Source organism: Mycetocola zhadangensis (genome assembly GCF_003668565.1).
Taxonomy (GTDB): Bacteria; Actinomycetota; Actinomycetes; order Actinomycetales; family Microbacteriaceae; genus Mycetocola_A; species Mycetocola_A zhadangensis.
In genome coordinates this window covers 184,723-203,256 of sequence record NZ_RCWJ01000005.1, presented here as the reverse complement: position 1 = coordinate 203,256, position 18,534 = coordinate 184,723, and the positions used below count along the sequence as shown (strand labels likewise).

Genomic DNA, 18,534 nt, shown 5'->3' with positions numbered 1-18,534 from the left:
CAACCTCGTCGTCATGAAATCACAGCCGTGCCTGAGCCATTGCCTCTGCACGGAATTGCGCGACGTTGACAGTGCCGCGGCGGGCGGCAGCAAGCGCCGCGGCTTCGACTAAAGCGAGGGTCCGTGACGCATCCTCCACCGAAACAAGGGGCGAAGCTCCTCGAACGACGTCCAGAAAATGCGCGAGTTGTGCGTGGAACGACACCTGCGGCGCCACGGGCAGGTATGTGCGCGACAACGGAGAATGCCAGTCGGCGTCCACGGAGGAAGAGTACGAGTACTTCGCGAGATTCGGCACCGAGAGAGCGCCGCCGGTGCCAACCAGTGAATAAGCAACGCCGTCTGGCAGGTATGGAAACTCAACGTTGTCTTCGGTGGACTGGTCCCACCCCCAGGGGGACACCCCCGCATCCGAGGCGAGAAAACTTCCGACGACTCCGCTCTCAAACCGAAGGTTGACCGCCACCGTGTCCTCGACCTCCATGCCACGAGTCTGCGAGCTCACGATTGCCTGAACCTCGGCGACTTCGCCGCACAGGTGGCGCAGCAGATCGAGGTCGTGCACCAGGTTGATGAGCATGACTCCCGCGCCTCGTTGCGTGTGCCAGGGGATATCCGTGAAGTATCTGTCCTCCTTTCGTGCAGACCACATCCCGCTAACGCCGACGAGCTGCCCGATCTCGCCATTCTGCACAGCCTCTTTGGCTCGCGTGACCGCCGGATGATGCCGCCGATGGTGTCCGACGAGGAGTCGCCCGTCGAACTGGCTAACCGCGTCGACGAGCCGCAATGATTCGGCATAGGTAGCAGCCACCGGCTTTTCCAGAAGCACAGCGACCCCGGCCGAGAGGCAGTCGATGGCAGTGTCCACATGAAGGGCGTTCGGGTTAGCGATGACGACGGCGTCGAGATCTTCGGCATCGAGCATGTCACGGGCATCCGGATACGTAGGGCACCCGAACGCCTCGCCACGGATGACCGGGTCGGCGATGGCTGACAACTCGGCCCCACCCACCATACGAATGAACTCAACGTGCTGACGGCCCATAAACCCGGCCCCGATCACGCCGATGCGAATCACCGAGGGTGTATTTGGGGTCATGAACGCTCCCGTGTCCTGGCTCAAAGTCGGTCGCGCCCAGCGTAGGCGAATCGACACAGGCGCCCGAGGAACGTTCCATTCAACGGCGCGAGGTGCGGCGCCAAATCAGGGTTTGCCGCGGCTGTTCCACTCGCCGGGACGTCACTTTACGAAAGCGTCAGGCGAGACGAGAGTCAGCATTGCCACAGGGCCGCTTCATTGACAGTGTGGTTGACGATGTTTCCGCACCACGCGAGGCGCTCGTCGACTCGATGTCGCTGCGCCGGCCACCGACTGAATAACATCCAATGCACGAAGAAGTGCGCTGAAAAGAGGAGAGTCACATGGGCACAGCAGCCCGATCGACGCGTCGGGGCCTGATGGCCGCGTCCGTGCTCGCAGTCACGACGCTCGCTGTCACCGGTTGTTCCGGTGGAGGCAGCCCCGAAAGCACCGCCGACTCAAGCGAATCGGCGAACGACCCCGTCACCATCACCGTCGCGACCAGTCAGAACGAGCAGACGCCGAACTACTACTGCGGCGTCGAGCTGCTCAAAGAGCGGCTCGAAGACGCAGATGTCGGAATCACCGTCGAGTTGTACCCAGCGAGCCAACTGGGCCCCGACGCGGATCGGTTCCCCCTGGTTCAGGCCGGAGACATCGACATCGACCTGCAAGGTGCATCAGCACTCAGTTCCACATTTGAGCCGATCGGTGTCGTCGATGCTGCATACGCGTTCGACGACGTGGACCATGCCTTCAAGTGGACGGACGACGGCTCTGAGGATTTGTTCTCGTCGTTCCAGGAAGCGACAGGCGTCAGCATTGTTGATGGTTGGTTCTTCGGCAACCGCACATTCACGACGAAGGATGTCGAGGTTCGCAGCCCCGAGGACCTCGAGGGCGTGCCGATTCGCTTCCCCAACTCGCCAGCCTTCCTCGCGAACGCTGAAGCGTTGGGCGTCACGAACCCTGTTTCTGTCGCGGTTGAAGAGCTGTACACGGCTCTGCAGCAGGGTATCGCCGTCGGTCAGGAAAACCCGATCGTCGCAACCCGCTCGTCAAGTTACGACGAGGTGCTCAACGTTGCTGTTCTCAACAACCACAACGTGGGCATCCACTGGATTCTCGTCAGCGATAAGACCTACGAGAAGATGAGCGACGAGCAGGCCACCTTGCTCGAAGAAACCATCCACGAGATCCGTCCAGAGAACCGCGAATGCGTCGACGAGGCAACCGAAGAAATTCTTGACGAATACCGGGCAAACAACAACTTCACAGTCGTCGAAACCGAAGACATCGACATGGACGCCTTCATCAGCGACGCCGAGAAATACTTCGAAGGGTACTTCTCGGGGGAAACTCTCGAGGCCTACAAAGCAATCCGCGAAATGGCCGAATAGTCTGTCGGTCAATCGAACGGGGTGGCTGCGATACCGCAGCCACCCCGTTCTCGTCGTCGGCCGATTCAGCCGTTGCCGATCCGATGGCTCAGAGCAACAGCTGCCGCTCGAACGGTGGGAGCCAGGTGGTCAATATTCATTTCGTCCGCGCACCCGGCAACGGCGATAGCGGCGACAGGAGTGGTGCCGTAGCCCAAAACCGGGCTTGCCACACTGACGAGGTCGCTGGCGCACTCTTCCCGCTCGATCGCTATTCGGGTTTTTCGGATGGTGGTCAGCTCTCCGGCCAGCTTCGCCGGCTCGCAGATGGTATTGGCCGTGAGCCGCTCGAGTCCTCCGTGAACTACATCTTCGACAACCTCCCGAGCGGAGAACGCGAGAAGCGCCTTCCCTGCTGCCGTGGAATGAGCAGGGCGGCGCGAGCCGACCGGTCCTAACGTTGTGAGGGCTCGTTTCCCGCGGATGACCGCAACGAGGACCACGTCCGTCTGCTCAAGAACGGCGAGCTGGACGCTTCGGCCTGTTGCCATTCGGAGTTCGTTCATCAATGGGAGGGCGGCTTCCCGGAGCTTTCGCGGTTTACTCACCGTGAGACCGAGCTCGAACAAACGGATACCCAGGTAGAGCTTTCCGTCGTCTCGATCGAGAAAGCGCTGGCCAACCAGGTCGGCCGCGATCCTGGACACCGTTGACTTCGGAAGGTTCGCCCGCCGGGCAAGTTCCGAAACGCCAAGACCTTCGCCGTGCTCGTCGAATGCCTCGAAGATCGCCGTGACGCGGTCGAGAACGCTTACGGATGTTGTCCAGTCTGCGTTTCGCATTTCCGTCTATGCGGCGGTGAGCCGGCGGGTTAGGGCGATGCCTGCAGCGCGAACCAGTGGTCCCACGTGTTCAGGGTCCATCGCCCCGCTCGGGCCCGCGATGGAGATGGCGCCGAGCACGACGCGGTCAGAAGACATCACTGGCGTCGCGACAGCGAGGATTCCCGGATAGGCGACCCCACGGTCCGTTGCCACCACCGTCGCTCGCACTTGAGTCAGTTCGTCCCGAAACTGGTCCGCTGCGGCATGAACAAGAGGTGCAGTTGCCTGGTTCACAACGCCTGGGTCAGAGCAGAACGCAAGGTAGGCCTTCCCGCTGGCGGTTGTCAGTGCTGGAGAGCGCATACCGGCCCTGGCTGGCAGCATCGGTAGTCGACCAGCCACCGTTGCGATGGAGATCATGTGGGTGCCCTGATGCACCCAAAGCCCGACCCGCTCTCCTGTGAGCTCGACGAGCTCTCGAATCACGGGCCCAGCCGCCGTGAGAAGTCGGCGCGGGAGGCTCGCGCGGACGCCCAGTTCGAACAGTCGGAATCCCAGCCCAATGCCATCGTCTGTGCGTTGAAGATAACGCTGCTCGACCAGTTCGCCGACGAGGCGGGACACAGAAGACTTGGGCATTCCGGTTCGGGCTGCCAGGGCTGTGATCGACAGCGGCACATCCGATTCCTTCACGGCGCCGAGAATTGCGACGATGCGTTCGAGCACCGACGCCGAGTCGCTTGTCGGGCCCACTGGCTTGTTCCACTCGGCGAAACTCATCATCGAACATCTCCTTTGAGCGGGTTAGATCGTCGTTGACCACCTGCTTGGGAAGAACGTACTGGTTAGTTCGTTCTTCTGCAACAACTTTTGAGAATCGCTCGGGCACCAGCGTCGGTGCTGCTGGAGGGAACATGCGAACATCGATCGCCACGGTGTGCCTGATGGGCACGCTCGACCAGAAGCTCGTCGCGGCGAAAGAGGCAGGGTTCGATGGGGTGGAGATCTTTGAACCCGATCTGATTGCGTCGCCGAAATCGCCAGAGGAAATTCGGGCCCGCGCACAGGAGCTTGGGCTGTCGCTCGACCTGTACCAGCCGTTCCGGGACTTTGAAGGGGTAGGCCCCGACCTTCTCGAGCAGAATCTGCGACGCGCGGCAGCGAAATTCTCACTGATGAATCGCCTCGGCATCGAGACCATGCTGTTGTGCAGCAACGTGGCCACCGCACGAAGTGGGGACGAGCAGCTCGCGGCTGCGCAGCTGCGCGAGCTCGGGGTGCTTGCTGAGCGCTTCGGCGTTCGCGTGGCCTACGAGGCCCTCGCGTGGGGAAAATTTGTCGACGACTATGAACAGGCCGCTCGAATCGTGCGTCTGGCGGATCACCCGCGCATCGGAGTGTGCCTGGACAGTTTCCATATCCTGTCAAAAGGCCACGACCCGCAGGCCATCGAGACCATCCCGGCAGCGAAGATCTTTTTCGTTCAATTAGCTGACGCTCCGATTCTGTCGATGGATGTGTTGTCGTGGAGTCGTCATCACCGCCTCTTTCCGGGGGAGGGTGGGTTCGATCTCGCCGCATTCATGGGCCATCTGGTGAGGACGGGCTATGACGGACCGGTCTCGCTCGAAATCTTCAACGACACGTTCCGGCAGTCGGATCCACGCGCGACGGCCATAGACGCACGGCGCTCGCTCCGTTTGCTCGAGGATGAAACGCTGACCTGGTTGGGCGGGTCGTCCGGAGGGCGCACGGAGCAGATGTCAGCCCGCCCACTGCCCGCCGTCGAGCCGCCCGCAGACATCAATTATGTGGAGCTGCGGACAGGCGCGATCGATGACATGCGACTGTTGCTCGAGCAACTCGGCTTCTCCTCGCACGGACGCCACCGCTCCAAGAGCGTCGAGCTCTGGTCGCAGGGGGCAGCGCGAGTGGTGCTCGGTCGACCCGAGCCGAACCAACCGCCCCCAACGGTCGCAGGAATCGGGCTGTCTGTTCGCAATCCGGCCACGGCGTTCCAGCGGGCCATTGACTTGTTCGCAACGGAGATACACCGACCGGAAGGCCCGGGCGATGAACCTCTGGTGGGCGTTCGGGCGCCAGATGGGTCCGAGGTCTTCTTCGGGAGGGAAGGAGAGACAGCGCCGAGGTGGGTGCGAGAGTTCGGGGAACCAAGCAACAGAGGCACCGGGCTCATCGAGAGGGTTGACCACATCAACCTCGCCCAGCCCTGGCAGCACTTCGACGCTGGTGTGCTCTTCTTCCACTCCGTGCTGGACTTGCGCTCTCAACCCTCGATGGAGGTGGCCGCCCCGGTGGGCCTCGTACGGAGCCAGGTGCTCCGGGCGGCGGACGGTGTTGTTCGAATCGCGCTCAACCTCGTCCCTTCCGGTGCGAACGAAGACGCGATTCTTCCCCAGCACATCGCTTTCGCGTCATCTGACGTCCTGGCGCTGGCGCGAGAGGCGCGAGAGCGTGGCTTCCATCCCCTCGACATTCCCGCCAACTACTACGACGACATTGAGGCAAGGTATGACGTTCATCCAGAACTGCTCAACGAGTTGAAGAAATTGAATGTCATGTATGACCGTGACGAGACAGGGGAGTTTCTTCACTTCTACACGCATCCGATCGGCACTGTCTTCCTCGAAGTTGTTGAACGCCGCGATGGCTATGAGGGCTACGGGGCGCTCAACGCGCCGGTGCGGCTCGCCGCTCAGTACCAGCAGAGACGCGCGACGCGGGAGGTGCCGGCGTGATTCGACATGTCGCCGTTTTTCGATTCGTGCCCGAGTTCACCGTCGACCAGCGTGAACACTGGATGTCGCTTCTGCGTGCGCTGCCCGCGCAGATCCCCAGTCTCAAACGCATGAGCGTCGGAGTTGATGTGCTCGGTGGTGAACACGCGCACGAGCTCGCCATCGTCGCCGACTTCGATGACCTCGACGGACTCGCGCTCTACAACCGGCACCCGGCACATGCCGAAGTGCTGAGGATTTCCGCTCCAGTGAAGGTCTCGCTCGCCACTGTCGATTTTGAGATTCCGGATGTCGAATGACTCGCTTTGAGAGCGCCGGACCCGAACGTCGCTATCTTGTCGGACTGATCGGTGCCGGCATCACACAATCCTTCACTCCGCTGCTGCACGAGGTCGAGGCGGCGGCGCTCGGTCTCGACTATGAATATCGGATTATCGATCTCATCGACCTCGGCAAACAGGCAGAGGACGTTGGAGAACTCCTGGCCGACGCTCGCCGTACGGGCTTCTCCGCAATGAATATCACCCACCCGTGCAAACAGGTGGTACTCGATGTGGTCGACAGGTTGGACCCGCGTGCGGAACACCTGGGGGCGGTCAACCTTGTGGTGTTCGAGGACGAGGGCCTGGTCGGGTACAACACCGACTGGATGGGTTTTCGGGATGGATTGATCGCCGGTCTATCCGGAGTGTCATTCGACCGCGTCGTTCAGATTGGTTGTGGTGGTGCCGGGGCCGCAACCGCCTACGCACTCCTGTCGTCTGGTGTTGGTCGGCTCGACCTGTTCGATGTGGACCCGGCTCGAGCGGCGGATCTCGCTCGGCGCATGGGCCAGCACTTTTCAGGGTCGACCATCGCGATCGTCGGGCGCGACGAGCTGACGGAAATGATCGCCAACGCCAGCGGAGTGGTTCACGCAACCCCGATGGGAATGAAGCACCACCCGGGGCTCGCGTTCGATGTCGAGCTGCTTCGCGCGGACGCATGGGTGTCGGACGTGGTCTACAGGCCTTTGGAAACTGAGCTCATTCGCCTGGCGAGGAATGCAGGCCATCCAGTGCTTGATGGCGGACGCATGGCCGTCGGTCAGGCCTACGCTAGCCTTCAGATCATCACCGGCGAAGAACCTGATCGGGAAAGGATGGAGGAGCATTTTCGCTCCCTCGTTCTATCGGAAGAGTCCTCCGTCCGGGCCTCACAAGAGTGAAGGGAGCGACCATGGTTGGGGAGTTGCGCGAGGTCCAGGACAGCGGTTCGACCGCCCGCGCCGTTCGAACGATGGAAGACATCCTGGATGTTGCGACGGCCGAGTTCGCTGCGAACGGTTATGCGGGAGCCCGCGTTGACGAGATCGCCGCGCGAACTCGAACAACCAAACGGATGATCTACTACTACTTCACCTCGAAGGAACGTCTCTACCTCAGCGTTCTCGAGCGCGTGTATGCGCAGATCCGCGATGTCGAGCGGGGAGTGCGCATCGAGGAACTGTCGCCGTGTGAAGCGCTGCGAAAGCTGGCCGAAGCGACATACGATCACCACACGACGCATCAGGAATTCATCCAGCTGGTCAGCATCGAGAACATTCACCGTGCTGAGCACCTTCGGCAGTCACCAACCATCCTGCGTGAGAACGTGACGGCCATCACGGTCCTCGAGGGAGTGATCGAGAGGGGAGTGCGCGAAGGTGTTTTCCGGAGTGACATCGACGCACTCGACGTGCATATGATCATCAGCGCCTTTGCGTGCTTCCACGTCGCAAATCGCCACACGTTCGCTGCCATTTTTGACCGGGACCTGCTCAATCCAGCGCTTCAGGACTCACACCGCCGTCTGATCGGTGACATGGTCGTCGCGACCCTGACCGCGCAGGACGGCAACCCGGGTTCGTCCTAGTCCCGGGTGACTGTGAGGGCTTTGGAGCCTTCCGGGAGGTGGTGCCGGTGCGCTCGCCCCGCCGGTTCGGACGGCAACAGCGCGCAGTCTGGTGCCCTCTTCGACAAGGGCAATCCCGAGCCGGCGGATCCGGACCAGCCGCAGAAAAGCTAGGAGATCGACCGCGGCACCGGTGCCGCAGCGCTGCGGTCGGAAATGAGATCCTCCGTGGCCAGGGTGCGGTGCACCGTTGCCTCGGCGACGTGGCGAAGAGTCAGCCCGTTTACACGCGCATAATGCCGGAGCGCGTCGAATGCTTCGGTCATCGTCAGGTGCTCACGTTGGGCAAGTACCCCCTTGGCCTGCTCGATCAGTATTCGGGTGTCGAGCGCCAAATGCAGTTGTTCGGTCACCGCAACAGGCGTACGGAAGTTGCGCTCGTGCAGAACGCCCAGCACGGCGAGGTCCGCGAGCGCCTGCGCGATCTTCCCGTCTCCCTCGGAGATTTCGACGGGCTGTGCGCTCAGGATGTTCATGACACCCATTACTTCATCCCGAAGCCGCATTGGAACGGCGTATGTCGAGAGGAATCCCTGCTGTTTGGCAGAGGCGTAGAATTTCGGCCATTTCTCGGCAACGCGCTCGATGTCGGGGACACTCACGTGTTCCGCCTTGTCGTAACACTCGATGCAGGGTCCCTCGCCGGCGGCCACGATGATCGTCTCGACAATCTCCGCTTCCTCGCTCGTCGATGCCACCAATTCGAGTTCTCCCGTTGCGTCTACCAACAGGATCCCTCCCGCATCCATGTCCAGAACGTCGATGCAGGCATTCAGCAACGTGGACAGAAGGTCGACGATGTCGTATTCGCTCATCAACGCGTCAGTCATCGAAACAAATGCCGCATTGATCTTTTCTTCTCGAGATTTCGTGTCCACGATGTCTCCATTGCTCATGTGATCAATCCCTCTGTCGAGAAGTCGAGGTGACCGCTCACAACGCTCCGGGCAACCTCACGGAGGCTGACCCCATGCGCAAAAGCGTACGCTCGCATCCGGGCAAGTGCATCGGTTGCGCTGACATCGAGCTGAACCAGCATCATGCCCGTAGCCTGATGCACCTCACGCCGCATCTCAGTGGGAGTGTTTTTGGCGTCTGCTTCACCGTCGGCGAGCAGAATTGCGTGTCGAAGAGCGGGGCCGGCGATGGCCCTGGCCAGGCCGCTGCCCACATCGACTGTCTCCCGCTCCAGGTGCCCAGGGGAGTCCCGATAACACAACACGGTGCCTATGCACGCGGCGCCAAGGGTGAGCGGAAAGAAAAAGAGAGCGCCGACCGCCAGCTGATCGGCGTGGGAGAGAAACAGCGGCCATCGCGAGTCGTCGCTGACGGATGGCACAAGCACCGGTCCGGCCGTCGCGAAGCACTCGAAGAGCGGTCCGTCGCCAAGAGTGAATTGCGTCTCCTCGAGCTGCGCTGCGGTGTCGTCGCTGGCATGAATAACGGATGCCTTGTGGTCGCGATCGAGGACGGAGATCGCCACTCCCGTGATGGGCAGAAGGTCAAGAAACGGCGCGGCCAGTTTCTGGCCGGCGTCCGCCTCGGTCTGCGCGGCGCTCATTACTCACCAACCGTCACGCACGCCGCGCGGCGCTTCCCCGCGGCGATAGATTTCATGCGCCCAGTCTACGACCGGTCCGTTTCCCGGGGCCTCTGGATTTGTCGACCAGTCGAGGCTAGTATCGCTGTGCGAACAGAAGTTCGCTTTGCGAACGGATTGTCATGATTTCGAAGATAGTGAGCGGTCTCGACGAGGCGGTTTCCGGTATTTCCGACGGGGCCGTCGTGATGATCGGCGGCTTCGGTCGCGCCGGCCAGCCCGTTGAGTTGATTGACGCTCTGCTGGCGCATGGCGCAAAGGACCTGACCGTCATCAACAACAACGCCGGTAATGGCGACACGGGACTGGCGGCCCTCCTCGCCGCCCGCCGGGTACGCAAAATGATTTGCTCGTTCCCGAGGCAGGTCGACTCACAGGTCTTTGATGGGCTCTATCGGGCCGGTGAAATCGAGCTCGAACTGGTTCCGCAGGGCAATCTCGCCGAGCGCATTCGTGCGGCGGGAGCGGGGATCGGAGCGTTCTTCACGCCGACGGGGGTCGGAACGGCGCTCGCCGAAGGCAAAGAGACGCGGGAGATCAACGGCAGGCAGTACGTGCTCGAGTATGCGCTCCCAGCAGACGTCGCTCTCGTCAGCGCGCTGCGTGCCGACCGATGGGGCAACCTGGTGTATCGGAAAACCGCCCGTAACTTCGGGCCGATCATGGCGGCGGCAGCAGCCACAACCGTGGTGCAGGTCGACGAGATAGTCGAGCTGGGCGCCATCGATCCGGAGTCGGTCGTCACTCCCGGAATCTATGTCAACCATGTCGTTGCGGTCGGTGAACGTGCCTGGCTTCGCGAGGGTGAGTTTGTCGGAGCTGTGTCGACCGAAGGAGCAGCATCATGACCACACGAATCAGCCGTGATGCCCTGGCCGCGCGGGTGGCTCGCGACATCCCCGAGGGTGCCGTGATGAATCTCGGAATCGGCGCGCCTACCCGAGTTGCAAACTTCCTTCCGGATGGGCTCGAAGTGATTCTGCACACCGAGAACGGCATGCTCGGGATGGGACCGGAGCCTGAACCCGGACGAGTTGACCCTGACCTCATCAACGCAGGCAAGCAACCGGTGACCGAGCAGGCGGGATCCGCGTATTTCCACCATGCGGACTCCTTCGCCATGATGCGCGGCGGCCACCTCGATGTCTGCGTTCTTGGCGCGTTCCAGGTGTCTGAGCGCGGTGACCTTGCCAATTGGTCTACCGGCGCAGCCGACTCGATCCCGGCGGTTGGCGGTGCGATGGACCTCGCCATCGGAGCAAAACAGGTCTTCGTCATGACGGACCTTTTCGCTCGATCGGGGGAGCCGAAGCTTGTGCGGGAGTGCAGCTATCCGCTGACGGGCGTGCGCTGTGTCACCCGGATCTACACGGACCACGCCATCTTCGACGTGTCACCCTCCGGCCTGAGCGTGACCGAGCTTTTTGGCGACAACACCATCGAGGAGCTGCGAGAGCTCACCGGGCTCGACCTGGTCGACGCCACCACGTTCTCACCTTCCGACAGGAGCCACGCATGACCGGCAGCTTTATCTACGACGCCGTCCGAACGCCGTTCGGCCGTTATGGAAAGGGGCTTGCCGACATCCGCCCCGATGACCTCGCGGGTTCCACCCTTGGCGCTCTTGTCGCCCGCCACCAAGACCTCGACCCAACACGCATCGACGAGGTTCTCCTCGGTGACGCGAATCAGGCAGGTGAAGACAACCGGAACGTTGCCCGCATGGCCGTCCTGCTTGCCGGGTTGCCGACATCCATTCCGGGCGCCACGGTGAATCGACTCTGCGGATCCAGCGTCGAAAGCGTGATCCAGGCCAGCCGCGCAATCGAAACCGGTGACGCCGACCTCGTGATCGCCGGTGGCGTCGAATCAATGAGTCGCGCTCCCTGGGTGATGCTCAAGCCGTCGAGGCCGTATCCGGCGGGGCACGAAACGCTGCACTCGTCGACGCTGGGCTGGCGCATGGTGAACCCGCAGATGCCGGACAGGTGGACGGTTCCGCTCGGGGAGACCGCCGAAATGCTGGCCGAACGGTTCTCGATCAGCCGTGAAGAGCAGGACGCTTTCGCGGCGCTCAGCCACCACAACGCCGCAGCGGCCTGGGCGAATGGTTTCTACGACGGCGAGATTGTGCAGATTCCCGGCGCCGAGATGGCGCGCGATGAGGGTATCCGCGACGGCACCTCGCTCGAATCCCTCGCGCCGCTCAAGCCCGCCTTCCGCGACAACGGGTCGGTCACTGCCGGCAACTCTTCTCCGCTCAGCGACGGAGCATCGATGCTTATTCTCGGCGGAGAGAACGCGCCGCTTGACGCTGAGCCGCTCGCTCGCATCATCGGCCGCGGCGTGAGCGGCAACGACCCGGACACGTTCGGCATCGCCCCGGTTGAGGCGGCCAACCGGGCCCTCGCCCGTGCTGGGAAGACCTGGGCCGACGTCGACGTGGTCGAACTCAACGAGGCCTTCGCGTCGCAGAGCCTCGCCTGCCTGCGGCTGTGGCCTGAACTCGACCCTGCCAAGGTCAACATCCACGGCGGAGCTGTCGCCATCGGGCACCCGCTTGGCGCATCGGGTGGCCGCATCATCGGCCACCTCGCACACGAGCTCAAGCGTCGCGGCGGAGGAGTCGGTGTGGCGGCGATCTGCATCGGAGTCGGCCAGGGGCTCGCGGTCGTGCTCGAACGATAGCGTTGGGTGCATGACCGAAGATCAGGAACCGAGCGGCCAGTACGTGCAATCGCTGGCGCGCGGCCTGAGCGTCATCCGCGCGTTCGGGCATGAGCGACCCAGCATGACCCTCAGCGAGATCGCCGAGGTCACCGGGTTGACGCGAGCAACGGCGCGCCGTTTCCTGCTCACCCTCAGCGAGCTCGGTTACGTGCGAGCCGACGGCCGCATGTTCGCCCTGACCCCGCGCGTGCTCGAGCTCGGATTCTCCTATCTGTCAGGCCTCGGCCTGCCCGAAATCATCACCCCCCAGCTGGAGAGCCTGTCGCGGCAGCTCAACGAGTCCGCCTCGGCGTCGGTGCTCGATCACGGCGAGATCGTCTACATCGCTCGGGCCGCAGCGCGACGCATTATGGCCGTGTCGATCACCGTCGGCACCCGCTTTCCTGCACACGCCACCTCGATGGGGCGCGTGCTCCTCGCCGGTCTCAGCCCGGACGAGCTTGACGACTACCTGGCGTCGATCGAGCGACCCGCGCTCACCGAAAAGACCGTCGTCGACTCGGCAGCACTTCGCGGCACGCTCGACCAGGTTCGCGAGCAGGGCTGGGCCCTCGTCGACCAGGAACTCGAACCGGGCCTGCGCTCGATCGCCGCACCGCTGCGCGGCCCGACCGGTGCAGTTCTCGCCGCAATCAACGTGTCCACCTCGACCTCGACGGCGAGCCTCGAACGCATTTCTGACGAGTATCGCCCAGCTCTTCTCCGCGCGGCGGCGTCAATCAGCGCCGGACTCTCGCACCTCTGATTTTTTTGCGAACGGATGCTGCGCCGCAAGCGGGCGCAATGGCATCCGTTTATAAGATCTGGCGTCAGCTTGGAGAACCGGCCGCGAAGAACTCGCGTGCGCGATCAATGACCACCTGAGGCTGTTCCTCGGCAATGTAGTAGCCCGCATTCGGCACGTGCTCGAGCGTGAAATCCTCGGCGTAGTTCTCGTACCCGCCGAGAATCTCGGGATGTTCCCGCTTGGGATCGTTATTTCCGTAGAGCACCGTGCCGTAGAGCGACAGCGTCGGCGTGCGAAGCCGTGTGGCGCGGTAGGCGCCTGACGCCGCTCGCTTGGATTCCTTCATCAGAAAGTTTCGGTACAGCGCAGAGCCAGCGAACGCTCGCTGCGGCTCACGCATGCGCCCGAGGAACAGCTCGAGATCGTCCGCCGACCAGACCGATGGGTCTGTGGTGTCGCTCGTCATCATCGAACGTGGCAGCCGCTGGTGTCCAGAGCCCAGAAGCCGTGGCCCCAGTCGCGGTGTTGCCGTTGCGAACATCGGCCACAGTCGCCACATCGACAGCAGCACTCGAGCGTGGAATTCGGGGTACGGATGTGGCGTGCCAAGACACATGAATCGGCTCACGCGTTCGGGGTGGTTGAGGCAGATGCGAAAGCCGATGTGCCCGCCCCAGTCGTACCCGAGGATCGAAGTCCTCTCGATGTGCAGCGCATCCAGCAGGCCGAGTACGTCGGCGACGAGCTGGTCGCTGGTGTACCCGTCGCGAGGTGCGTCCGTCCAGCCGGCCCCTCGCAGGTCTGGACAGACGACGTGGAAGTTCTCGGCCAGCGCGGGAATCACCCGCCGCCATCCCCACCAGTGCTGGGGAAAACCGTGAAGGAGGAGGAGTGGCGTCCCGGCTCCGGCCTCAGCGACATGCATTCGAAGTCCCGCGACGTCGAGAAAGCTGTGCGTGACTCCGTCAAGGTGTGGAAATAGCCCGGCGGCGTGCGGAGAGCCAGCACTGGACTGGGATCCGGGTTCGTTGTCGGGCCTCAATGTGCCCATGAGGCGAGCGTACTACGACCGTAGTGATCTGTCCACTGCGTTTATAGTGGACCTATGACGTCGACTCGAGAGCGAATCCTGGACGCCGCGGTTGACCTGCTGGCAACGGGCGGCCTCCGTGCTCTCACGCACGCCAGAGTTGACGAGCGGGCGCTCGTTCCCAAGGGTTCCGCGTCCAACTACTTCCGCACGCGCGCCGCTCTTTTGACCGGCGTCACCGACTGGATTGTCGAGCGAGAGGTGCCGGCGGTGTCCGTCGCGTTTACGCCGCGCTCGCCAGCCGAGTTCGTTGATGCCATGTGCACCCTGCTCGAGGTGACCTCGGTGGACAACCGCGACCTGACAACGGCGAGGCTCGTGTTGTTCATGGAAGCCAGCCACAACCCCGAACTTCGCGAAGCGCTGTCACGTGGGCGAGCGACCTTGGGTGCAGCCGTCGTTTCCTCACTGGCCGAGATGGGTGCAAGCGACCCGGAGGCCGCGGCTGAAGCGATGGCTTCGTGTTTCGAGGGACTGCTTCTTCACCGCATCGCGCGTCAGGTGTTCACGGATCCACGACCCGTTTTTGAGGCGGTTGTGCACGGCGCGTTGGCCTGACGCGCTCGCGCGCCAGCGCCCCGCCCGAGGAAATCGGCGTCGGGTTGCGTGCATCACATCGGAGTCTGCAAACTTAGCGCATGCCCCTTCGCCGGAACCCCGCCCAGTGGAACGCCGAACACGTCGGTCGGTCATGAACGACGACGACGAAGTTGACCTTCTGGTCGATGCGTGGGCTGACCGCATCCCCGGCGTTGACTTCACTCCGCTCGACGTAATGTCACGGCTGCGACGGGTGGCGCTTCGCCTCAACGACCTGCGCGCGGACGCGTTCAGGATGGCAGAGCTCAGCAGCTGGGAGTTCGACGTTCTTGCCGCACTCCGCCGTGCCGAACCGCCGCACGAGATGAGTCCGATGGAGTTGTCGCGCGCGACCATGATCGGCACGGCCGCCATGACCAATCGTCTGGAGAACCTCGCCGAACGCGGCCTCATCGTGCGAAAGGCAAATCCGAAGGACGGCAGGAGCAACCTGGCCCGCCTGACACCCGACGGCACCACCCGGGTGGACGCCGCCATGATCGCGCTGGTTCGACTCGAGGCCGAGGAGCTGTCGTTGCTGACCAACCAGCAGTGCGCCCAGCTCGCCGCGCTGCTCAGGCAGCTGGGGTCAGGCTCCTGACGGGAATTCCCGACTAGGCGAGAAGATGAGCGACCGACCACGTGTCGGGGACAGCGGAAAGTCCAGCGGCGCGGAACGCCAGGACGGCGGCGCCGATGCGCCCTCCGGATGTGCCCAGTTCGGACAGGCGGATCTCAGGAGCGTCGCGCCAGGCCAAGAGGTCACCTAACGCAATCCGCAGTGGGTCGAGCAGGGCGTCGCCCGCCCGCGAGACTCCGCCGCCGAGGACGATCATCGATGGGTCGACGAGCAGCGTAAGCGAGGACAGGCCGAGAGCGAATGCGTGCACTCCCTCTGTCCAGACACGGTCGGCAATCGGATCCGAGCCGAGGCGCGCCGCAATCTCTGCGGCATCCAGCCCGTCTTTACCACCGAGCGCGGCGTAACGCCTGGCGAACCCTGCGCCGGACAGGTAGACCTCGAGGCACCCGCGCTGCCCACACGAGCACACCTCTCCGTCGGGGATGACGGGGATATGGCCGAGTTCGCCCGCTGTGGTGATCGCGCCAACGACGGCGTGGCCGCCACTGCGAATCGACGCGGCCACGCCGGTGCCGATCGCGACGAGAACCGAGTTCTCCACGCCGGCCGATGCGCCGAACAGGCTCTCGGCGAGCCCACTTGATCGCACGTCGTGTTCAATTTCGACGGGGACCCCGAGGGCGTCGGCCAGAAGGGCACGAAGGGGAACGTTCGTCCAGTCGAGGCTTGAGGCGTACCGGACGACGCCGTTCGCCGCGTCAACCATGCCGGGCGTGACGACGCCAGCGCCGACGACCGAGTGCCCGGCGAGTTCGGCTGACGTCTGTAACCCATACAGCAGGGCAACGATCCGTTCGAGCGACTCGGCGCCTGTCTGCCCGGCGCTGATCGAACGGAAGGCGATGCTGCGCCCTGTCGTGTCGACAATGGCGGCTTTGAGGTTTGTACCTCCGATGTCGAGGGCAAGGACCACCTCGGTGGTGGGGACAACAGCCGCGGGCTCGTCTGTCGTTTCAGCTGCCGTTTCGGCTGGACGGGCCGGGGTGTCCAGCGCGGCAAGGAATTCGGCGACGCTGCTCGAACTGGTTCCCAGGGTTCCGTCGCCGCGCGGTGATGGGTGTTGCAGTCGTGCGTGCACTTCGTGTGCGCCTGTTGCGTCGACGATGGAGCGTACATTTGCCGGCCGCACCGACCCGCCGACGAGCACTCCGGGGCCACGGCCTGCGTCCGACCGGCGCACCAGCTCAGTGAGGGTGTCGAGATTGTCGAGCGCTGATCCGGGTCCGCCCGAGGTCAGTACACGTTCCACTCCGAGGCCGCCGAGGGTGTCGAACGCGGCGAGAACGTCGGTTGTTGCGTCGATTGCCTTGTGGAAGGTGACGGCGAGCGGAGCCGCTGCGGAAATGAGGCGCTGCATCGCCTGGACGTCCACCTCGCCTGCCGCGGTCAACGCTCCGAGAACAACGCCGACGGGCGTGCGTGCGTGCGCCGTGGCATCCGTTATCGCTGAAAGATCCGCACACATCACGGCGATCTCGTCGTCACTGTAGACGAAGTCGCCGCCACGGGGGCGGACGATGACCTGCACGCCGACACGTTCGACCGACCGAAGTACCGACGTGATGAGGCCGATGCTCGGCGTCGTTCCTCCTTCGCCGAGGTTCGCACACAGCTCGATTCGGTCAGCGCCAGCCCGGTCCGCGGCGAGTGCGCCGTCGAGGTCGTCGAGGCAGACCTCGGTCAGGACTCGCCTGGTGCTGGTTCGCTGGGTCATCAAGCCGCCTTCACATTTCTCACACGCTGTTCGTCGCGTTGCGATTTCGGTTGGTTCCGGAGGGGATCGACCAACAACAGATTCTTACACGTATAACTCGACTAACTTCCTGCAATACTGGACTAACTCCGGCGAGCGACGACGATCGAAAGAGGTCGATGACCGTGAATGATGTATCGGGCACCGTGCCGCTTCATTCGCCCCAGCACGTCGAGGTTCTCGCCGCACTGCGATCCGGGCGGGCCAATTCTCGGGCGGCGCTCGCCAACATTACCGGGCTCTCGCCGACGACGGTCGCGGCCCGCGTCGACGCGCTCATCGAGCAGGGCCACGTCGTGGAAACCGGACCGGGGGAGTCACGCGGTGGACGTCGTCCACGACACCTGATGATCCGTGGCGACGCGGGCCTCGTTGGGTGCATAGACCTGGGCGTCGATCGTGCATCGTTTGGTCTCGTTGACTTCGCAGGGGAGCTCATCACCGAACGGCATGCGCCTCTGGACATTGCGGCCGATCCGCGAGCGGTCCTCTCCCGGGCGCTGAAAATCCTGCTTGACATGGTCGACGAAGCGAAACTGGCGGGCCACACCCGCTTGCGCGGCATCTCGGTCGGGGTTCCAGGGCCGGTCTCCTCAGCAACGTCGCGGGTCATCTCACCATCCCGGATGCCCGGCTGGAACGGCGTCTCGGTTCCTGAGTTGATGAGACGCGAGATCGACCTGCCGATTCTTGTCAACAACGATGCCAACCTCATGGCGGCTGGCGAACTGCTCGACGGCCGCGAGCCGATCGGCAACCAGGTGCTCGTGAAAGTTGGGTCGGGAATCGGATGCGGAATTGTCTGTGGGGGTGCCTTGTACACAGGCAGCAACGGGTGGGCAGGTGATATCAGCCACGTCGTCGTTCCCGGAGCGGCGGCGGTTCCGTGCTCCTGCGGTCGGACCGGCTGCCTTGACGCTTTGGCATCCGGCAACGCCCTGGTGCGCGAAATGCAGGTGGCCGGCACGAACGTGCAGTCGGTTGAGGAGATGATTGCGCTTGCGCAGGACTCGCACCCTTTGGCTACAGGACTTCTCCGCAACGCCGGGGTGATGACGGGTGGAGTCCTCGCCACCATTGTCAACTTCTTCAATCCCGAACGTCTGGTGCTCGGAGGAGTGCTCGCCGACTCGTCGGTGTTCGTCGCCGGTGTGCGCGCAACTCTTTATGCGGAGTGCCTCCCGATGGCGACCGACCAGCTCAGCATCGACGTCGCGCAGTTCGCGGCAACCGGCGGGCTTCGAGGGGCCGGACGAATCTTTTTGGATCAGCTCTTTTCGGCCGATGGCGTGCGAACCTCTGCCTGACGTTCGCGTCTGCAGAACGTAACGGGGTCGAGGGAGGCTGCCCCGTGGCATCCGCTCAGGAACAGTTCACTCGCGCTCGCGTAAACTTGACTCCATCGCGCGTTGTGCGAACAGAGCTGACTCCGAA

The 18,534-nt window shown here is 63.3% G+C and carries 19 protein-coding genes; 12 read left to right on the top strand and 7 right to left on the bottom strand.

The window, feature by feature from the left end:
- Window positions 1-19 precede the first annotated feature (19 nt).
- On the bottom strand, window positions 20-1,102 hold the full coding sequence (locus tag D9V28_RS15560; protein ID WP_121660620.1) for a Gfo/Idh/MocA family protein: 1,083 nt from the start codon (window positions 1,100-1,102) through the stop codon (window positions 20-22).
- A 323-nt stretch (window positions 1,103-1,425) separates the two neighbouring features.
- On the opposite strand from D9V28_RS15560, the gene dctP reads away from it, so the two are divergent.
- On the top strand, window positions 1,426-2,484 hold the full coding sequence (gene dctP / locus D9V28_RS15555) for a TRAP transporter substrate-binding protein DctP (protein WP_121660619.1): 1,059 nt from the start codon (window positions 1,426-1,428) through the stop codon (window positions 2,482-2,484).
- 65 nt (window positions 2,485-2,549) lie between these two features.
- On the opposite strand, the gene D9V28_RS15550 is transcribed toward dctP, so the two are convergent.
- Together D9V28_RS15550 and D9V28_RS15545 are read right to left on the bottom strand one after the other, a co-directional pair.
- The gene (locus tag D9V28_RS15550) at window positions 2,550-3,305 is read right to left on the bottom strand and encodes an IclR family transcriptional regulator (protein WP_121660618.1); all 756 of its coding nucleotides are present in this window, start codon (window positions 3,303-3,305) and stop codon (window positions 2,550-2,552) included.
- Window positions 3,306-3,311: 6 nt separating this feature from the next.
- Window positions 3,312-4,070: an IclR family transcriptional regulator gene (locus D9V28_RS15545; RefSeq protein ID WP_121660617.1), complete on the bottom strand. Its 759-nt coding sequence runs from the start codon at window positions 4,068-4,070 to the stop codon at window positions 3,312-3,314.
- Window positions 4,071-4,201: 131 nt separating this feature from the next.
- On the opposite strand from D9V28_RS15545, the gene D9V28_RS15540 reads away from it, so the two are divergent.
- The 4 genes from D9V28_RS15540 to D9V28_RS15525 are packed head-to-tail and all read left to right on the top strand — an operon-like array spanning window position 4,202 to window position 7,939.
- On the top strand, window positions 4,202-6,046 hold the full coding sequence (locus D9V28_RS15540; RefSeq protein ID WP_121660616.1) for a bifunctional sugar phosphate isomerase/epimerase/4-hydroxyphenylpyruvate dioxygenase family protein: 1,845 nt from the start codon (window positions 4,202-4,204) through the stop codon (window positions 6,044-6,046).
- On the top strand, window positions 6,043-6,345 hold the full coding sequence (locus tag D9V28_RS15535; RefSeq protein WP_121660615.1) for a Dabb family protein: 303 nt from the start codon (window positions 6,043-6,045) through the stop codon (window positions 6,343-6,345). Before D9V28_RS15540 ends, D9V28_RS15535 begins: the two co-directional genes overlap by 4 nt.
- Window positions 6,342-7,253 (top strand): shikimate dehydrogenase, encoded by a 912-nt coding sequence (locus D9V28_RS15530; RefSeq protein WP_121660614.1) that lies wholly within the window; start codon window positions 6,342-6,344, stop codon window positions 7,251-7,253. Before D9V28_RS15535 ends, D9V28_RS15530 begins: the two co-directional genes overlap by 4 nt.
- An 11-nt stretch (window positions 7,254-7,264) precedes the next feature.
- On the top strand, window positions 7,265-7,939 hold the full coding sequence (locus tag D9V28_RS15525) for a TetR/AcrR family transcriptional regulator (protein ID WP_121660694.1): 675 nt from the start codon (window positions 7,265-7,267) through the stop codon (window positions 7,937-7,939).
- Window positions 7,940-8,088: 149 nt separating this feature from the next.
- Here D9V28_RS15525 and D9V28_RS15520 read toward each other — a convergent pair whose 3' ends face one another.
- Both D9V28_RS15520 and D9V28_RS15515 read right to left on the bottom strand, forming a co-directional pair.
- Window positions 8,089-8,856: a GAF and ANTAR domain-containing protein gene (locus D9V28_RS15520; protein ID WP_183086563.1), complete on the bottom strand. Its 768-nt coding sequence runs from the start codon at window positions 8,854-8,856 to the stop codon at window positions 8,089-8,091.
- A 14-nt stretch (window positions 8,857-8,870) separates the two neighbouring features.
- Window positions 8,871-9,539, bottom strand: coding sequence for a GAF and ANTAR domain-containing protein (locus D9V28_RS15515; protein WP_121660612.1), 669 nt, complete (start codon window positions 9,537-9,539; stop codon window positions 8,871-8,873).
- Window positions 9,540-9,700: 161 nt separating this feature from the next.
- Here D9V28_RS15515 and D9V28_RS15510 point away from each other — a divergent pair, with 161 nt between their 5' ends.
- The 4 genes from D9V28_RS15510 to D9V28_RS15495 are packed head-to-tail and all read left to right on the top strand — an operon-like array spanning window position 9,701 to window position 13,053.
- A complete protein-coding gene (locus D9V28_RS15510) occupies window positions 9,701-10,426 on the top strand; it encodes a 3-oxoacid CoA-transferase subunit A (RefSeq protein ID WP_121660611.1) in 726 nt (241 codons plus the stop codon).
- The gene (locus D9V28_RS15505; protein ID WP_121660610.1) at window positions 10,423-11,097 is read left to right on the top strand and encodes a 3-oxoacid CoA-transferase subunit B; all 675 of its coding nucleotides are present in this window, start codon (window positions 10,423-10,425) and stop codon (window positions 11,095-11,097) included. The genes D9V28_RS15510 and D9V28_RS15505 overlap by 4 nt, the downstream gene beginning before the upstream one ends.
- Entirely contained in the window at window positions 11,094-12,266 is a 1,173-nt protein-coding gene (locus D9V28_RS15500) for a thiolase family protein (protein ID WP_121660609.1), read from the top strand. Before D9V28_RS15505 ends, D9V28_RS15500 begins: the two co-directional genes overlap by 4 nt.
- A 10-nt stretch (window positions 12,267-12,276) precedes the next feature.
- Complete coding sequence (locus D9V28_RS15495; protein ID WP_121660608.1) at window positions 12,277-13,053, top strand: IclR family transcriptional regulator domain-containing protein; 777 nt, start codon at window positions 12,277-12,279, stop codon at window positions 13,051-13,053.
- Between the two features lie 64 nt (window positions 13,054-13,117).
- Here the strand turns inward: D9V28_RS15495 and D9V28_RS15490 are convergent, their stop codons facing one another.
- Window positions 13,118-14,086: an alpha/beta fold hydrolase gene (locus D9V28_RS15490; protein ID WP_121660607.1), complete on the bottom strand. Its 969-nt coding sequence runs from the start codon at window positions 14,084-14,086 to the stop codon at window positions 13,118-13,120.
- Between the two features lie 54 nt (window positions 14,087-14,140).
- Here D9V28_RS15490 and D9V28_RS15485 point away from each other — a divergent pair, with 54 nt between their 5' ends.
- Both D9V28_RS15485 and D9V28_RS15480 read left to right on the top strand, forming a co-directional pair.
- Window positions 14,141-14,683, top strand: a complete 543-nt coding sequence (locus tag D9V28_RS15485; RefSeq protein ID WP_121660606.1) for a TetR/AcrR family transcriptional regulator — start codon at window positions 14,141-14,143, stop codon at window positions 14,681-14,683.
- Window positions 14,684-14,816: 133 nt separating this feature from the next.
- Window positions 14,817-15,305, top strand: a complete 489-nt coding sequence (locus tag D9V28_RS15480; RefSeq protein WP_121660605.1) for a MarR family winged helix-turn-helix transcriptional regulator — start codon at window positions 14,817-14,819, stop codon at window positions 15,303-15,305.
- Between the two features lie 13 nt (window positions 15,306-15,318).
- Here D9V28_RS15480 and D9V28_RS15475 read toward each other — a convergent pair whose 3' ends face one another.
- Entirely contained in the window at window positions 15,319-17,061 is a 1,743-nt protein-coding gene (locus D9V28_RS15475; protein ID WP_121660604.1) for a copper homeostasis protein CutC, read from the bottom strand.
- 158 nt (window positions 17,062-17,219) lie between these two features.
- Between D9V28_RS15475 and D9V28_RS15470 the strand changes: the two genes are divergently transcribed.
- Window positions 17,220-18,407, top strand: coding sequence for an ROK family transcriptional regulator (locus D9V28_RS15470; protein WP_121660603.1), 1,188 nt, complete (start codon window positions 17,220-17,222; stop codon window positions 18,405-18,407).
- Window positions 18,408-18,534 lie beyond the last annotated feature (127 nt).

Coding starts and splice junctions, on each gene's coding strand:
- D9V28_RS15560 (WP_121660620.1), bottom strand. CDS start 1,102: ATGACCCCAAATACACCCTCGGTGATTCGCATCGGCGTGATCGGGGCC.
- dctP (WP_121660619.1), top strand. CDS start 1,426: ATGGGCACAGCAGCCCGATCGACGCGTCGGGGCCTGATGGCCGCGTCC.
- D9V28_RS15550 (WP_121660618.1), bottom strand. CDS start 3,305: ATGCGAAACGCAGACTGGACAACATCCGTAAGCGTTCTCGACCGCGTC.
- D9V28_RS15545 (WP_121660617.1), bottom strand. CDS start 4,070: ATGATGAGTTTCGCCGAGTGGAACAAGCCAGTGGGCCCGACAAGCGAC.
- D9V28_RS15540 (WP_121660616.1), top strand. CDS start 4,202: ATGCGAACATCGATCGCCACGGTGTGCCTGATGGGCACGCTCGACCAG.
- D9V28_RS15530 (WP_121660614.1), top strand. CDS start 6,342: ATGACTCGCTTTGAGAGCGCCGGACCCGAACGTCGCTATCTTGTCGGA.
- D9V28_RS15525 (WP_121660694.1), top strand. CDS start 7,265: ATGGTTGGGGAGTTGCGCGAGGTCCAGGACAGCGGTTCGACCGCCCGC.
- D9V28_RS15515 (WP_121660612.1), bottom strand. CDS start 9,539: ATGAGCGCCGCGCAGACCGAGGCGGACGCCGGCCAGAAACTGGCCGCG.
- D9V28_RS15510 (WP_121660611.1), top strand. CDS start 9,701: ATGATTTCGAAGATAGTGAGCGGTCTCGACGAGGCGGTTTCCGGTATT.
- D9V28_RS15505 (WP_121660610.1), top strand. CDS start 10,423: ATGACCACACGAATCAGCCGTGATGCCCTGGCCGCGCGGGTGGCTCGC.
- D9V28_RS15500 (WP_121660609.1), top strand. CDS start 11,094: ATGACCGGCAGCTTTATCTACGACGCCGTCCGAACGCCGTTCGGCCGT.
- D9V28_RS15495 (WP_121660608.1), top strand. CDS start 12,277: ATGACCGAAGATCAGGAACCGAGCGGCCAGTACGTGCAATCGCTGGCG.
- D9V28_RS15490 (WP_121660607.1), bottom strand. CDS start 14,086: ATGGGCACATTGAGGCCCGACAACGAACCCGGATCCCAGTCCAGTGCT.
- D9V28_RS15485 (WP_121660606.1), top strand. CDS start 14,141: ATGACGTCGACTCGAGAGCGAATCCTGGACGCCGCGGTTGACCTGCTG.
- D9V28_RS15480 (WP_121660605.1), top strand. CDS start 14,817: ATGAACGACGACGACGAAGTTGACCTTCTGGTCGATGCGTGGGCTGAC.
- D9V28_RS15475 (WP_121660604.1), bottom strand. CDS start 17,061: ATGACCCAGCGAACCAGCACCAGGCGAGTCCTGACCGAGGTCTGCCTC.
- D9V28_RS15470 (WP_121660603.1), top strand. CDS start 17,220: ATGACCGTGAATGATGTATCGGGCACCGTGCCGCTTCATTCGCCCCAG.